At 76.5% G+C, this 14,301-nt stretch carries 16 protein-coding genes and 1 riboswitch; of the genes, 7 read left to right on the top strand and 9 right to left on the bottom strand.

The features are described from left to right. Positions 1-54: 54 nt before the first annotated feature. Positions 55-468, top strand: a complete 414-nt coding sequence (locus tag ACH443_RS11805) for a YciI family protein (protein ID WP_429763446.1) — start codon at positions 55-57, stop codon at positions 466-468. Continuing rightward, positions 465-1,652, top strand: a complete 1,188-nt coding sequence (locus ACH443_RS11800) for an RNA polymerase sigma factor (protein WP_430590402.1) — start codon at positions 465-467, stop codon at positions 1,650-1,652. The genes ACH443_RS11805 and ACH443_RS11800 overlap by 4 nt, the downstream gene beginning before the upstream one ends. 93 nt (positions 1,653-1,745) lie before the next feature. Here the strand turns inward: ACH443_RS11800 and ACH443_RS11795 are convergent, their stop codons facing one another. Continuing rightward, positions 1,746-2,165, bottom strand: a complete 420-nt coding sequence (locus tag ACH443_RS11795) for a hypothetical protein (protein WP_430590401.1) — start codon at positions 2,163-2,165, stop codon at positions 1,746-1,748. 125 nt (positions 2,166-2,290) lie between these two features. Here ACH443_RS11795 and ACH443_RS11790 point away from each other — a divergent pair, with 125 nt between their 5' ends. Both ACH443_RS11790 and ACH443_RS11785 read left to right on the top strand, forming a co-directional pair. Further along, positions 2,291-2,614, top strand: a complete 324-nt coding sequence (locus tag ACH443_RS11790; RefSeq protein ID WP_429763449.1) for an antibiotic biosynthesis monooxygenase family protein — start codon at positions 2,291-2,293, stop codon at positions 2,612-2,614. 34 nt (positions 2,615-2,648) lie between these two features. After that, positions 2,649-4,436 (top strand): ABC transporter ATP-binding protein, encoded by a 1,788-nt coding sequence (locus tag ACH443_RS11785; protein WP_430590400.1) that lies wholly within the window; start codon positions 2,649-2,651, stop codon positions 4,434-4,436. Between the two features lie 11 nt (positions 4,437-4,447). Here the strand turns inward: ACH443_RS11785 and ACH443_RS11780 are convergent, their stop codons facing one another. Then, positions 4,448-5,320, bottom strand: coding sequence for an LLM class F420-dependent oxidoreductase (locus ACH443_RS11780; RefSeq protein ID WP_430590399.1), 873 nt, complete (start codon positions 5,318-5,320; stop codon positions 4,448-4,450). Positions 5,321-5,364: 44 nt separating this feature from the next. Here ACH443_RS11780 and ACH443_RS11775 point away from each other — a divergent pair, with 44 nt between their 5' ends. Beyond that, positions 5,365-6,354, top strand: a complete 990-nt coding sequence (locus ACH443_RS11775; protein WP_430590398.1) for a LacI family DNA-binding transcriptional regulator — start codon at positions 5,365-5,367, stop codon at positions 6,352-6,354. A gap of 16 nt (positions 6,355-6,370) precedes the next feature. On the opposite strand, the gene ACH443_RS11770 is transcribed toward ACH443_RS11775, so the two are convergent. Both ACH443_RS11770 and ACH443_RS11765 read right to left on the bottom strand, forming a co-directional pair. After that, positions 6,371-6,532 (bottom strand): hypothetical protein, encoded by a 162-nt coding sequence (locus ACH443_RS11770; protein WP_429763453.1) that lies wholly within the window; start codon positions 6,530-6,532, stop codon positions 6,371-6,373. 25 nt (positions 6,533-6,557) lie between these two features. Beyond that, the gene (locus ACH443_RS11765) at positions 6,558-7,298 is read right to left on the bottom strand and encodes a class E sortase (RefSeq protein WP_429763454.1); all 741 of its coding nucleotides are present in this window, start codon (positions 7,296-7,298) and stop codon (positions 6,558-6,560) included. A 64-nt stretch (positions 7,299-7,362) separates the two neighbouring features. Here ACH443_RS11765 and ACH443_RS11760 point away from each other — a divergent pair, with 64 nt between their 5' ends. Beyond that, entirely contained in the window at positions 7,363-8,067 is a 705-nt protein-coding gene (locus ACH443_RS11760) for a class I SAM-dependent methyltransferase (RefSeq protein WP_430590397.1), read from the top strand. Here ACH443_RS11760 and ACH443_RS11755 read toward each other — a convergent pair. The 5 genes from ACH443_RS11755 to ACH443_RS11735 form a co-directional block, all read right to left on the bottom strand. Continuing rightward, positions 8,057-8,335 (bottom strand): acylphosphatase, encoded by a 279-nt coding sequence (locus ACH443_RS11755; protein ID WP_429763456.1) that lies wholly within the window; start codon positions 8,333-8,335, stop codon positions 8,057-8,059. The two genes, ACH443_RS11760 and ACH443_RS11755, sit on opposite strands and share 11 nt — an antisense overlap. A gap of 67 nt (positions 8,336-8,402) precedes the next feature. After that, positions 8,403-9,854, bottom strand: coding sequence for a hypothetical protein (locus tag ACH443_RS11750; RefSeq protein WP_430590396.1), 1,452 nt, complete (start codon positions 9,852-9,854; stop codon positions 8,403-8,405). 178 nt (positions 9,855-10,032) lie between these two features. Next, entirely contained in the window at positions 10,033-10,680 is a 648-nt protein-coding gene (locus tag ACH443_RS11745; RefSeq protein ID WP_430590395.1) for a copper resistance protein CopC, read from the bottom strand. Further along, positions 10,677-11,486 (bottom strand): YcnI family protein, encoded by an 810-nt coding sequence (locus ACH443_RS11740; protein WP_430590394.1) that lies wholly within the window; start codon positions 11,484-11,486, stop codon positions 10,677-10,679. The genes ACH443_RS11745 and ACH443_RS11740 overlap by 4 nt, the downstream gene beginning before the upstream one ends. A gap of 89 nt (positions 11,487-11,575) precedes the next feature. Further along, positions 11,576-12,229, bottom strand: a complete 654-nt coding sequence (locus tag ACH443_RS11735; protein ID WP_430556204.1) for a hypothetical protein — start codon at positions 12,227-12,229, stop codon at positions 11,576-11,578. A 134-nt stretch (positions 12,230-12,363) separates the two neighbouring features. Next, a riboswitch (TPP riboswitch) is annotated at positions 12,364-12,494 on the top strand. On the opposite strand from ACH443_RS11735, the gene ACH443_RS11730 reads away from it, so the two are divergent. Next, positions 12,485-14,185: a bifunctional hydroxymethylpyrimidine kinase/phosphomethylpyrimidine kinase gene (locus ACH443_RS11730; RefSeq protein WP_430590393.1), complete on the top strand. Its 1,701-nt coding sequence runs from the start codon at positions 12,485-12,487 to the stop codon at positions 14,183-14,185. Its footprint overlaps the riboswitch before it by 10 nt. Positions 14,186-14,301: the final 116 nt, after the last annotated feature.

Raw genomic sequence — 14,301 nt, 5'->3', positions numbered from 1 at the left:
GTCCCTGGGGTGTCGGCGGTGACAGGCGCCGCCCGCGACGACAGGATGTGGACCATGGCCAAGTACCTGCTGCTGAAGCACTACCGCGGGATCCCGGAGCCGGTGCCCGGCACGGACGTGCCGATGGACCGGTGGACGCCCGACGAGGTCACCGCCCACATGGAGTTCATGGGCCGGATGATCGAGGACCTCAAGGAGCGCGGCGAGTTCGTGGACGCCCAGGCGCTCTCCCCGCGCGGGGACTTCGTGCGGTACGACGGCGAGGGGCGGCCGCCGGTCACCGACGGGCCCTTCGCCGAGACCAAGGACCTCATCGCCGGGTGGATGGCGATCGACGTCGACTCCCAGGACCGGGCGTACGAGGCCGCGGCATACCTGTCCTCGGCCCCTGGCCCCGGGGGGCGTCCGCTGCACGAGTGGATCGAGGTGCGGCCCTTCCTCACGGACGACGCCGAGGTCACCGGATGACGCCGACCGACCGGGACGAGACGCTGAGAGACCTGGGCCCCCAGGTCCTCGGCGTCCTCGTCCGGCGGGGCGCCGACTTCGCGACGGCCGAGGACGCCGTCCAGGAGGCGCTCCTGGAGGCGGTGCGTCGCTGGGACGCCCCGGGCGGCGCGCCGTCGGACCCCAAGGGGTGGCTGGTCACGGTCGCGTGGCGCAAGTTCGTGGACGCGCGCCGGTCGGCGTCGTCCCGCGCGCAGCGCGAGATCCGCGTGACGCTCGAGCCCCCGCCCGGCCCGGCGGAGCAGGCCGACGACACCCTGCTGCTGCTCAGTCGCTGCTGCCACCCGGCGCTCTCCCCGGCCTCGGCGGTGGCCCTCACCCTGCGTGCGGTCGGCGGGCTGACGACGGCGCAGGTCGCCCGCGCGTTCCTCGTGCCGGAGGCGACCATGGCGCAGCGCATCTCGCGCGCAAAGCGGACGGTGGCGGGGGAGCGGTTCGGCGAGCCCGGGGACGTGCGCGCCGTGCTGCGCGTGCTCTACCTGATCTTCAACGAGGGCTTCACGGGCGGGCCCACGGGCCGGGCCGACGGCGTCGACCTCGCGGCCGAGGCGATCCGGCTGACGCGCCAGCTCGTCGGTGCCGTCCCCGACGACGCCGAGGCCGCGGGCCTGCTGGCCCTCCTCCTGCTGCACCACGCCCGCCGCGACGCCCGGACGACCGCGGCGGGTGAGCTCGTGCCGCTCGATCGGCAGGACCGCTCCCGGTGGGACACGACGGCGATCGCGGAGGGGGTCGCGCTGCTGCAGCGCGCCCTCGCCCGCGACCGGCTCGGGCCGTACCAGGCGCAGGCGGCGATCGCCGCCCTCCATGACGACGCGGCGACGGCGGAGGAGACGGACTGGCCGCAGGTCCTCGAGTGGTACGACGAGCTGGTCCGGCTGGAGCCCCGCAACCCGGTGGTGGAGCTCAACCGCGCCGTCGCCGTCGGGCACGTGGACGGTCCGCTCGCCGGCCTGCGCCTGGTCGAGGACCTGCCGCCCGACGTCCCGCGCCGGGACGCCGCTGCGGCCTTCCTGCACGAGCGGGCGGGCGACCTCGCCGAGGCGGCACGGCGCTACGCCCTGGCCGCCGACGCGGCCACGAGCACCGCGGAGCGCACGCACCTGACGGCGCAGGCCGCGCGCGTGCGGCAGCAGGGCGGCTGAGCCCTCCGCTGTCGAGCCCTCCGCTGTCGAGCCCTCCGCACCCGCGCCTGCGGGGGTGCGGGGTTCGCGGGCCGCCGGGTCAGCGGGCGGGGCTCAGCCACACTCGTCGCAGATGCCGGTGGCGGGCAGCGCGGTGAAGCAGGTGGGGCAGATCGCGAGCTCGGGCTCCGGGGCGGCGGGCTTGCGGGTCGGGGCGCTCGCGGCCTTGCGGCGCGGGGCGGCGGCCTTGCGGGCCGTGGCCGGCGCGGCCGACGCGGGGGCGGTGGCCACGAAGCCGTGCTTGCGCAGGAGGGCGGCGTCGTCGCACTTGGCGTCGACGAGGTCCTCGGCGCGCGCCGGGACGCCCGTGGCGTACTTGTGCGCGACGCCGAGCACGGCCTTGGAGTCGTACGTGCGCTCCTCGTGGACGAAGGTGTGGCCGGGCGTCGGCGTGAACCCGTAGACGCCGACGAAGGCGTCGGGGCCGCGGTCGTCGTGCTCCTCGATCGCCCGGAGGATGTGCTGGCGCGTCACGCTCGAGAAGGTAGCCACGGCATCAGATTAGTCGCGGTGCGGGCGCCCTCCGACCGTCTGGGCCCGACTGTGGCGAGGACCGCAGGGACTCGTCGTCACGCCCGCGGTCCGGCTACGATCCCGACGTGATCGCCACCACACCCGCCCCGCCCTACACCGCCGTCATCTTCACGTCGCTGCGCACCGAGGGCGACCAGGGGTACGCCCGCATGGCCGAACGGATGGAGGAGCGCGCCCGTGCCGAGCCGGGCTTCCTCGGCATCGAGTCCGCCCGCGACGGCCTGGGCATCACGGTCTCGTACTGGGTCGATGACGCCGCGGCCGCCGCGTGGAAGCAGGTCTCCGAGCACGTGGTGGCGCAGCGGCGGGGCCGGGACGCCTGGTACTCCGACTATCAGGTGCGCGTTGCCACCGTGTCGCGGTCCTACGGGCCCGACGGGCCTCGCTGAGAACGGGCCTGACCGGTCTGACTAGAATCGATTCGTGCGCCGGAAAGCCCTTGCCAGCACGTCCGACCAGCCCCTCCTCGACGGCCGACGGCCGGTGCGCTCGCTGCTGCGCCTGCTGGCCACACGGCCGCGCCGCATGACGGTGGCGCTCCTCGCCTTCGCGGTGAAGGAGACGCCCCTGTGGTTCCTGCCGGTCATCACGGGGGCCGTGATCGACGTCGTCGCCCAGGGTGGGCCGGTGACGACCGTGCTGATCTGGTTCGCCGTGGCGGTCGTGCTCCTCGCGCAGAACTACCCGAACCACATCGTGTACACGCGGAACTTCATGACCGTCGTGCGCGACACGGGCGCCGCCCTGCGCAACGCGCTGGTCGAGCGGCTCCAGGAGCTGTCCATCGGCTACTACTCCCGGGCCAGCTCCGCCGTCGTGCAGAGCAAGGTCGTGCGCGACGTCGAGAACGTCGAGCTCATGCTGCAGCAGGTCACGCACCCCCTCCTGTCGGCGGCGATGGTGATGGTCGGCGCGATCACCATGACGGCGCTGAAGGTCCCCGAGTTCCTGCCCGTCTACGCGCTCGCCATCCCGACGGCGCTGGTCATCCGGCGCACGATGTCGCGGCGCTCGCAGGCGCGCAACGCGGAGTTCCGCCGCGAGATCGAGGGCTTCTCGGCCCAGGTGGGGGAGATGGCGTCCCTCATCCCCGTGACGCGCGCCCACGGCCTGGAGCGCACGGCCGTGTCCCGCGTCGCCGACGGCGCCGACGAGGTGCGCCGCGCCGCCCTGCGGCTGGACCTGCTCAACGGGCGCGTCGCGTCCGTCTCGTGGGTCGCGATGCAGCTGCTCGGCGTCTGCTGCCTCGTGCTCGCGGCCGTCGTCTCCCTCACCGGGCTCATCCCCGTCACGCCCGGCGAGGTGGTGCTGCTGTCGACGTACTTCGGCCTTCTCACCCAGGGGCTCACCCAGGTGCTCAACCTCGTGCCCGTGACCGCGCGCGGCGTGGAGTCGGTGCGCTCGATCGCGGAGGTGCTCGCGGAGCCCGACCTCGAGCGCAACGAGGGACGCCGGCGCGTCGACGAGGTGCGCGGGCACCTGCGCCTGGAGCACGTGTCGCACCGGTACGCGGACGCGACGCAGGACGCGCTGCACGACGTCGACCTCGAGGTCCGGGAGGGGGAGACGGTCGCCTTCGTCGGGCCGTCCGGCTCCGGCAAGTCGACCCTGCTCAACCTCGTGCTCGGGTTCGTGCGGCCCACCGCCGGCCGTCTCCTGCTCGACGGCGCGGACATGGCCGGGCTCGACCTGCGCAGCGTGCGGCGCTGGGTGTCGGTCGTGCCGCAGGAGTCGGTGCTGTTCGAGGGCACGATCCGGGAGAACGTCGCATACGGGCTGGACGACGACGCCGCCACCGACGACCGGGTCCGCGCCGCCCTGCGCGACGCCAACGCCCTCGAGTTCGTCGACGCGCTCCCGGACGGCTGGGACACGGTGGTCGGGCAGCGCGGCGCCCGGCTGTCGGGCGGCCAGCGCCAGCGCCTCGCCATCGCGCGGGCCCTGGTGCGCGACCCGCGCGTCCTGTTCCTCGACGAGGCCACCAGCGCGCTCGACCCGGAGGCGGAGGCGGTCGTCCGGGACGCCCTCGACCGCCTCATGCGCGACCGCACGACCCTGGTCGTCGCGCACCGCCTCTCGACGGTGCGCGCGGCGGACCGCATCGTCGTGCTCGAGCACGGCCGCGTCGTCGAGGTCGGCAGCCACGACGAGCTGCTGCGGCGCGGGGCCCGGTACGCCGCGCTGCACGCCGCGCAGGCGGGCGCGGCGTAGTGCGGGCCGGCTCAGGCGGCGCCGCGCAGCGTGGGCAGCGCGGCGACCACGCCGTCGAGCTCCCGCAGCGCCGCCTCGCCCGAGGACAGCACGACCACGAACTCCGACACGCCCGCCGCGGCGTACCGCTCCACCAGCCCCGGGAGCTCGGCGAGCGGGTGCTCGCGCAGCCGCAGCTGCACGGTGCGCCGGATCTCGGCCGGGTCCCGGCCGACGTCGGCGCAGTGCCGCTCGAGCACCTCGCCGAGCGCCGCCACCTGCTCCGGCGTGCTGGACGTGTCGTTCCACGCGTCGGCGAACCGCGCCACCAGCCGCAGGGTGCGCCGTGGCCCGGAACCGCCCACCCAGATCGGCGGGTGCGGGCGCTGCACGGGCTTCGGCTCGGCGACCGCGTCCGCCAGGCGGTAGTGCGCGCCGTCGAACGTGGTCCGCGGCTCGGTCCAGAGCGAGGTGAGGATCTGCAGCGACTCCTCGAGCCGGTCCATGCGCTCGCGCACGGTGCCGAGGTCGAGCCCGTACATCGTGTGCTCGTGCTCGTTCCAGCCGGCGCCGATCCCGAGCTCCAGCCGGCCGCCCGAGAGGTGGTCGACGGTCGTGGCCAGCTTGGCCAGCATCACCGGGTGGCGGTAGGAGTTGCCCGACACCATGCAGCCGATCCGCACCCGCGAGGTGGCCACGGCCATCGCCGCCTGCATGGCCCACGCGTCGAAGATCGGACGGTCGTCGTCCGCGCCCAGGGAGGCGAGATGATCCATCACCCACACGTGGTCGAACCCGGCCTCGTCGGCGACCTGCCAGACCTGGCGAAAGGTGTCGACCGGGGCGTCCTGCGTCAGCTTGACCCCGAAGCGCAGCGGGGCGCGGGGCGTCGGTCGCGTGTCCATCCGCCCATCCTGCACCGCACCGTCCTGGCGGGTGAGCCCCGGTGGTGACCATCCACGACGTCGCGCGGCACGTCGGCGTGTCGGCGGCGACCGTCTCCAACTACCTCAACCGCCCGGAGAAGGTGGCGCCGGCGACGACGGCGCGCATCCGGGCCGCCGTGGAGCAGCTCGGCTTCGTGCCGAGCCTGTCGGCCCGGCAGCTGCGCTGGCAGCGGTCCGGGATCGTCGGCGTCTCGGTGATCAACGCGTCCAACCCGTTCTTCGCGGACGTCGTGACCGCCGTCGAGCGCGTGGTCGCGGGCGCGGACCTCACCCTCGTCACGGGCAGCACCCACGAGTCGCCCGACCAGCAGGAGCGCCTCGTCGCCCTGTTCGAGCAGCTGCGCTTCGACGGCATGGTGGTGGCCCCGCACGACGCGCAGATGGTCGCGCTGACGGCGCGCAAGGACCGCGGCAGCCCCGTCGTGGTGGTCGACCAGCAGGACCCGGCCGGGCGGCTGTCGACCGTCTCGCTGCGGCACCGGGAGGGCGGCCGCCTCGCGGCGCAGCACCTGGTGGACGGCGGCCGCCGCAGGCTGCTCGCGGCGACCGGCCGGGCCCGGGTGCAGCAGGTCCGCCGGCGGCTCGCCGGGATGCAGGAGGTCGTGGACGGCACCGCGGGGGCGACGCTGGAGGTCGTGCACTCGGCGGACCTGGGCATGGCCGAGGGCGCGGAGGTGGGCCGCCGCATCGCCGCGGCGGCCCCCGGCCGGCGACCGGACGCCGTCCTGGCCGGCAACGACATGCACGCCCTCGGCCTCGTGCGCGCCCTGCTGGACGGCGGGGTGCGGGTGCCGGACGACGTCGCGCTCGTGGGCTACGACGACATCCCGTTCGCGACCACCGGCGCCGTCCCGCTGACCACGGTGCGCCAGCCGGCCGAGGCCATCGGGACCACCGCCGCGGAGATCCTCCTGCGGGAGATCGACGACCCCGCGTCGGCGCCCGAGGAGGTGCTGTTCGACCCCGAGCTGGTGGTGCGCGCGAGCAGCTGAGTGGTCGGGCCGGGCGTCAGCCCACCGCGGGGTCGCCCTCCAGCAGCGTGAGGTACGGGGCGATCGCGGGGAACACCCACAGGAAGAGGGCCGCCACGACGGCGGCGACCAGCACCAGCGACTGCAGGACGCGCCAGAACACGTTGCCCGGCAGGTGGTGGAAGATCCACGCGTACATGTCGTCTCCAGCTCCAGCGGACCGGTCAGCGCACCTGGTCGGGGGTGCCGTCGGCGCGGTCCATCCAGCCGACGAAGGTCGCGTACGTGATCCAGCGGTGGTCGTTGCCGTACTCGCCCAGGGTGAGCGAGTGGCACGTGGTGAGCGTCAGCAGCCGCTCGGTGGGCTTCTCGTCCGGGTGGTGGGGCACCGGCGCCACGACGTCCACCTGGTCGGGCGTGACGATCTCGTGGTCGGTGACCTCGTAGACGTACCAGGTCTTCGCCGTCTCGACGATGATCTGGTCGCCCTCCTCCAGCTTGTCGACGTGCCGGAACGAGTTGCCGTGCGTGCGCCGGTGCCCGGCGAGCGCGAAGTTGCCGATGTCGCCCACCTGCTGCGACGTCTCGTAGTGGCCCGCCATGGCCCGGTCGAGCACGTCCATGCCGGTGCCCTCCGCGATCGGCATCGCGTTGTTCGTCAGGCCGTACCAGGCGGGCACGATGAGCGTGCCGATCGTCTCCCCGTAGCCGACGGCGTCGGGCACCGGCGGGTCGTCCGTGCGCAGCTCGGCGGGCTCGGGGTTGGCGGGCGGCAGCGTCGCCTCGAACTCCTGCATGACCTGCTGGGCCTGGGCCGTGGCCTCGACGGACGTCCACCACAGCTGCCAGACGACGAACAGCCCGAGCACCACCCCGAGAGTGATGAGGATCTCGCCGACGCCGCCCACGATCGCGCTGCCGGCGCCGCGGCGTCGGGCGGGTCGGGCATGGGTGGGACTCGTCACCTGCGAAATGCTACGTGGTCCGCGGCCCTGTCGCGGGTCCCGGCGGCCGTGGGAACCTGGGGCGGTGACCAGCGACGACGGCGCGCAGCACGGGCGCGCAGAGCGCGGGCGTGCGGCGCGGCTGCGGCGGCGGTGGGACCGCGAGTCCGCGGGCTACGACCGGGCGTTCACGGCCGCCGAGCGACGCATGTTCCCCGGCGTGCGGGAGAGGCTCTGCGCGCTGGCCGAGGGCCGCACCCTCGAGGTCGCGGTCGGCACGGGGCTCAACCTCGAGCACTTCCCGCCCGCGGTGACCGCCCGGCCCGACGGCTACGTGGGCGTCGACCAGAGCGCCGGGATGCTCGACGTCGCGCGGAGCCGCGCCGCCCGCCTGGGGCTCGGGATCGACCCGGACGCCGACCTCCGCGTCGGCGACGCGCAGGCGCTCGACCTGCCCGACGCCGCGTTCGACACCGTCGTGTGCACGTTCTCGTTGTGCGGCATCGCCGACGAGCGCGCGGCCCTCGCCGAGATGACGCGGGTGCTGCGCCCTGGCGGCCTGCTGCTGCTGGCCGACCACGTCGCCTCGAGCGCCTGGCCGGTGCGGGCGCTGCAGGCGCTCGCGGACGCGGTGAGCGTCCCGCTGGCCGGGGAGCACTTCCGGCGCCGGCCGATGCGGTGGGTGCTCGACCGGGGGCTCGCGATCGAGGAGCACGCGCGCACCCGGGCCGGCGTCGTCGAGCTCGTGGCGGCGCGCGTGCCGGCCACCGTGCGGGGCGTCAGCCGCTGACGTCGAAGGCGGTCTCGCCGACCGGCGGCACGTCCTCGACGTCGACCCCCGTGACGAGGGCCCCGGGCGGGCCCTCGCGGAGGAACGCGAGCATCGCGTCCACCGCGTCGGGCGTGCCCTCGACCTCCGCCTCGACCGTCCCGTCGGGGAGGTTGCGCACGAGCCCGCCCACGCCCGCCCGGCGGGCCGCCTCGCGGGTCGACCAGCGGAACCCGACGCCCTGCACGCGGCCGTGCACCCGCACCCGCCGCCGCACCGTGGTGGTCATCCGCCCTCCCGTGCTCGCCGTCCCCGCGCCGTCGTCCCCCGCGCGTACCCCGGCGGCGCCGTCCACGTCAGTCGAAGATGTCCCCGATGTCCCCGATGTCGTCGAGGATACCGCCCAGCACCATCCCGCCCAGGACGGCGCCGAAGACGTCGGAGCCGCCCCGGCCGCCAGGGCGGCGGCCGCCCTGCCAGCCGTACCCCCCGCCGTACCCGTCCGGTCCGCCGTTGTAGCCGCCGTCCCAGCGCTGCCCCTGGCCCGACCGGGCGATGTCGCGGTGCGCCAGGGTCGCGGCCTCCGCGGCGAGCGCCGCGCCCCGGCGGGCGGCGGCCACCCCGCGCTCGGGGTCCTCCGCGGCGCGGGCCTGCGCCACCTCGCGCTCGGCCTCGGCCAGGCGCGTGCGGGCGTCGGGGCCCACGGGGGCGCGGTAGTCGTCGACGACGGACCGCGCCGCCGCGAGCTGGCGCTCGGCGTCGTCGAGCGCGGGCCCGAGCCGCGACGCCGCCCGGCGCGCGCGCTCGTCGCGCTCCGCCCGCTCGGCCACGGCGTCGTCGAGGGCGGTGTTGGCCTCCCGGACGCGGGTGAGGGAGCCCACCGGGTCGCCCGGGTCGCCCGGGGCGGGCAGCGCCGAGAGGGCGTCCTCGAGCGCGGTGACGGCGCCGTCGATGCGCCCCGCCCGCTGGGCCGCCGGGAGCGCGCGCGCCTGGGCGAGCTCGGCACGGGACTCCGCGACGATCGCGCCGAGCGCCGCCTCCGCGCGCAGCGCCTCGGCCTCGTAGTCGTCGACGGCGCGCAGCAGCCCCTCGGCGCGGCGCACGGCCTCCTCCGCCGCGCGGGCCGCGGCACCGGCCTCCGCGACCTGCTGGGTCGTGAGGCGCTTGCGGGCCGCCGCCGTGCTGCGACCCGCGAACTCGAGCAGGCGCTCCGCCTGCTCGGGGTTGTCCGCGACGGGCAGCAGGGCCCGCTCGGCGTACTGCTCGCGCAGCCGCTCGAGGTCGGCGCGTGCCGCGGGCACGGCCTCGCGCACCCGGGCCAGCTCGGCGTCGACCCGGTCGACGGCGTCGGGGGTCGAGCGGACCGTCTGCCGCAGGGCGGCGAGCCCGCGGTCGAGCTCGTCCAAGGACGCGTCGGCCGACCGGCACAGGTCGACGATCCGCGCCGACCACTCCCGGCGCTGCTGGTCGGTGTCCGGGACGTGGTCGTGCAGGAGCTGGTTGTGGTGGAACGCCTCGGAGAGGCGCTCGCGTGCCCGCCGCAGCGTGGGCGCGAGCTCGCGCGTCTCCCGGTCGCCGAGCTCCGCCTGGGCGAAGGCGAGCTCGTCCTCCGCGAGGCGGGCCCGCTCGTCCGCGCGCACCAGGGCGGAGCCCGCCTCCAGGCCGAGGCGCTGCAGCTCCGCCTCGAGGTCCTGTGCCCGCCCGCGCGCCGCCCTGCGGCGTCGTGCCGCCCAGAAGACCACCGCCGTGACCAGCACGACCACCACGACCAGGCCCGTCACGATCCCGACGATCTGCCCCGCATCCATGCTCGGCATCGTAGGCGGCTCCGGCGGGGTCCGGGGACGACCGACGACGACCCGACGACGACCCGACGACGACCCGACGACGACGCGGACGCCCGGGAGCATCACGACGGCGACCCGTCAGGGCCAGGGCGCGGCGGTCATTCCGGCCCTGGCCCTGACAGGTCGCGGGTGCGGCGCGTCAGCCGCGACGTCGGGCGAGCCGCAGCGCCACCAGCACCGCCGCGCCGGCGAGCACGACGACGCCGCCCGCGATGCCGAGCACCACGACCAGCTCGGAGGCGTCGCCGCCCCCGGCGTCCGCGGCGGCCGACGCGCCCTCCGCGGCACCGTCGGACGCCTCGTCCGCGCCCCCGGCCGGGGCGCACGGCGTCACGTCCGCCGCGGGGGCCGCCTCGGTCCCGGCGGGCGGCTCGTAGGTGAACGAGTACTCGCCGCTGGTGGGGTGCCCGTCGGCCGACACGATCCGCCAGTCGACCGTGTACTCGCCGCCCTCGCCCAGCGCGACGGGGACGGACACGGTGCGGTCCTGCGTCGTGGGGCACCCCGTCGCGTGGTCCGTGCCGTCGGCGTCCGTCACGGTGATCACCGTGCTGGAGCCCTCGGCGGACAGGTCGAGCACCACGTCGTCGAACGTCACGTCGACGGACTCCGGCGGCTCGGTCACGGTCGTCCCCGAGGCGGGCGAGGTCCCGACGACGACGTTGTGGGCGCTCGCGGGCCCCGCCGCGCCGACGACGCCGGCCGCGCCGAGGCCCAGGGCGAGCGCGAAGGACCCGGCCGCGGCGAGGGCGCGTCGCGCGGCGGGGCGGCCGTCCGGCGCGCTCATCGCTGCTCCGTGCCGTCCGTGCCGTCCGTGCCGTCCGTGTCGGTGGCCCGTGCGCGCGTCCGGGCGAGGGCGGTCACGCCGGTGACGGCGCCGACCAGCCCGAGCCCGAGGCCCGCGGCGCCGAGCGCGAGCGGGAGGGTGCCGGAGCCGCCGTCCTCGGCCGCCGCGTCGGTGTGCGCGTCCGTGGCGGCGTCGCCGGCACCGGCCGCCGACGCCGCGCCGTGGCCGCCGTCCTCGGCGGCCGGGACGACCTGCAGGACAGGGGCCGGGAGCTCGGGCTCGGCGTCGCCGGACGCCTCCTGGTCCCAGGCGACGACCTCGCCGTCGGAGTAGGTCTGGGTGGCGGGGAGGACGATCTCCGCCACGCCGTCCGGGACCGCGCCGGCCGACACGGTGAACCGGAGGAACTCGCCCGGCGCGATGCCGGCGTCGGCGTCGTCGGCGGTCCACTCGATGCTCGCCGGCGCCTCGGTGACGGTGGTGCCGTGCACCTCGACGGGCTCGGGCAGGGGCGCCTGGGTGACCTTCGCGGTCCAGCCCGGCACGGGCTCGACGGACACGCTGGTGAAGGGGGTGTCGGTGGGCAGGTCGACCTGCACCGCGGTGGTCGACGCCTCGGCGGACTCGTTCGGGACCTTGAAGGTGAGGGTGGCGTACGACCCGGCCTCGGCCGCGTCGGGGGTCACGGTCACGTGCGCGGACGCGGCGGTCGCGCCGAGCACGAGGGCGGGGAGGGCGAGCGCGGCCGCGCCGACGAGGCGGCGCGGGCGGAGGGCACGGGTGATGACAGGGGTGGTCCTGGACATGGGTTCTTCTGCTCCTGGCTGTCAGGTGTGTCAGGCGGTCGTGGGACGGCGAGGGACCCGCCCCCGTCCGACGACGGACCAGGGCAGGGTCAGGCGGCGCGCGCGAGGGCGCCCGGGAGCAGAGGGGGTCCTCGTGGGGGCGTGCGCCGGCGGACGCGGGCCGGGTGGGGGCGCCAGGTGCGCCCGACGACCACGGCGGGCTCGCGGACCACCGGCAGCGCCGGCGGCTCCTGCACGAGGAGCGCGACGTGCCGCAGGTGCCCGACGACGGTGAGGGCCGCCCGGTCGCCCGCCGCGAGCAGCAGGGCGGTGAGCAGCACCGCGGCGGCGTGCGCGGCGAGCATCCAGGACGTCGTCCCGGCGTCGCCCGCGTGATGCAGCAGCCCGCCGCCCGTCGCTGGCGCGAGGGAGCCCGGGCCCATGGCGTGGAGCGCGTGCCCGTCCAGGGTGGTGCCCGGGGTCGGGAGCGGTGCCGAGGGAGCGCCCGTGCCCGCCGCGCCGAGCACGGACAACGTCGTGTGCTGGACGAGCTGCAGCGCGACCATCGCCGGCAGGAGGCGCCGGAGGGTCAGCCTGCGGCGCGCGGTCCACACCGCGAGCGGCGCCGTGAGCGCCGCGACGACGAGCCAGGCGAGGGGTGCCCCGGGGAGCGCGCCGCCGGCCAGCAGGTGGGCGGCGGCCGCGATGCTGAGCGTCGTGCCGGCGACGAGGAGCTCGCGCACACGACGGACGACCACGGGCACCCCCGCACCCTACCGCGGCGTCGGCCGGGACCTGCAGTCTCGCCCCGGGCGGCCGCCCGGACGACGGCGGAGCCAGGAACGACGCACCCGCGCGGGACGCCGGACCCGCCGGTGCCGACCTGGGCTACGGTGGGCGCCACGACACGGGGTGCGTCCCGACCGGTCATCGCCGCGACTTCGTCACGGCCGGCCGGCGGGCGCTGAGAACACACCCGTCGAACCTGATCTAGCTCGTACTAGCGAAGGGATGTCGACATGAGTGCGCGCGCACCTGAAGACAGCTCCGCCGGCCGCGCCGGCAGCACCACCCCTGCTCACGCCGCCCCCGCTCCCGTCTCGTCGCCGACGAGGGCGCTCCGGACGGGCAGCAGGCCCCGCGTCCTGGCGGTCGCCGGGTCCGACCCGTCCGGGGGCGCGGGCGTCCAGGCCGACCTCAAGTCGATCGCGGCCGCGGGCGGCTACGGGATGGCCGCCGTCACGGCCCTGACCGTGCAGAACACCCGTGGCGTGCGCGACGTGCACGTGCCGCCCCCCGCGTTCCTCGCCGCGCAGCTCGACGCCGTCACCGACGACGTGACCGTCGACGCCGTGAAGATCGGGATGCTCGCCTCGGCCCCGGTGGCCCGGGCGGTGGCCGCGTGGCTCGACGCGCTGTCGCACGCCACGTCCGACCGGTCGGGCACGACCGCGCGCCCCGCCGTCGTCCTGGACCCGGTCATGGTGGCGACCAGCGGGGACCGGCTGCTCGACCCGGCGGCCGAGGACGCCGTGCGGGACCTGCTCGGCCGGGTGGACGTCGTGACGCCGAACCTGCCCGAGCTCGCGGTCCTCGCGCAGGAGCCCCCCGCCGCGGACTGGCCCGCCGCCCTCGAGCAGGCGCGACGGCTGGCCGCCCGGCACGGGGTCCTGGTGGTGGCGAAGGGCGGCCACCTGCTCGCGCGTCCGGACGCGAGGGAGGAGGGCGCCCCGGACGCCCTCGTCGGCCCGCAGGGCGTGCTCGTGGAGCTCCCCGGCCCGCGCCTGACCAGCACCTCCACCCACGGCACCGGCTGCTCGCTGTCCAGCGGGCTGGCCGCCCGGTACGCGCGCACGGGCGACTGGGCGGAGGCGCTGCGCGGCACGAAGGCCTGGCTGACCGCGGCGATCCGGGCGGGGGAGGCCCTGCGCGTCGGCGGCGGGAACGGCCCCGTCGACCACCTGGTGGGGCTGCGCGCGGGCGGCGCGGAACCCCAGGCGCCGTCCCGTGCGGCCGGTGCGGGCGCGGAGGACGTCGTCGCCCGGTGGTGGGACGACGCCGCGGACGTGCGTGCCGCGATCGACGACCTGGCGTTCGTCCGGTCGCTGGGCGACGGGACCCTCGACCCCGACCACTTCCGCACCTATCTGGAGCAGGACGCGCTCTACCTGCGCGACTACGCGCGCTGCCTCGCGCGGGCGAGCGAGCTCGCGCCCACGCGGGCCGAGCAGGCGTTCTGGGCCGGTGGCGCGCACGGCGCCCTGGTGACGGAGCTCGACCTCCACACGCGCTGGCTGGGCGGGGAGCCGCAGGACGTGCCCGCCAGCGCCACGACGGCCGCCTACCTCGACCACCTGCGCGCGGCCGGCGACGACTACGCGACCCTCGTGGCCGCCGTCCTGCCCTGCTACTGGATCTACCAGGACGTGGGGGAGCGGCTGGCCGCCCGCAACCACGCGGGCCACCCGTACGCTGAGTGGCTGGGCACCTACGCGGACGACGCGTTCGCGGGCGCGACGCGGGAGGCCGTCGCGATCCTGCGCCGCGCCGCCGCGGCGTCCGACGCGTCCACCCGGGACCGGATGGCGGCGGCGTTCCGCGCGGCGTGCGAGCACGAGCTGGCGTTCTTCGACCAGACGGGCCTCCCCGGCACAGCGGGCACGGAAGGCGCGGCCGAGGACGTCGACGGGCGCCCCGCCGACCGCGTCGCGGTGGGCTGACCGCAGCCTCGCCGGCCCCGTCGTGGGGCCGGTCGCGGGCCCCGCCGTCCTGCCGGACGGCGGGATCACGCGGCGGTAAGCGGTGACCCGGTTCTGGGACCCACCGCGTGATCGGG

Source organism: Isoptericola sp. NPDC019571 (assembly GCF_044389385.1).
Taxonomy (GTDB): domain Bacteria; phylum Actinomycetota; class Actinomycetes; order Actinomycetales; family Cellulomonadaceae; genus Isoptericola; species Isoptericola nanjingensis.
This window is presented reverse-complemented; position numbering and strand designations above follow the sequence as displayed.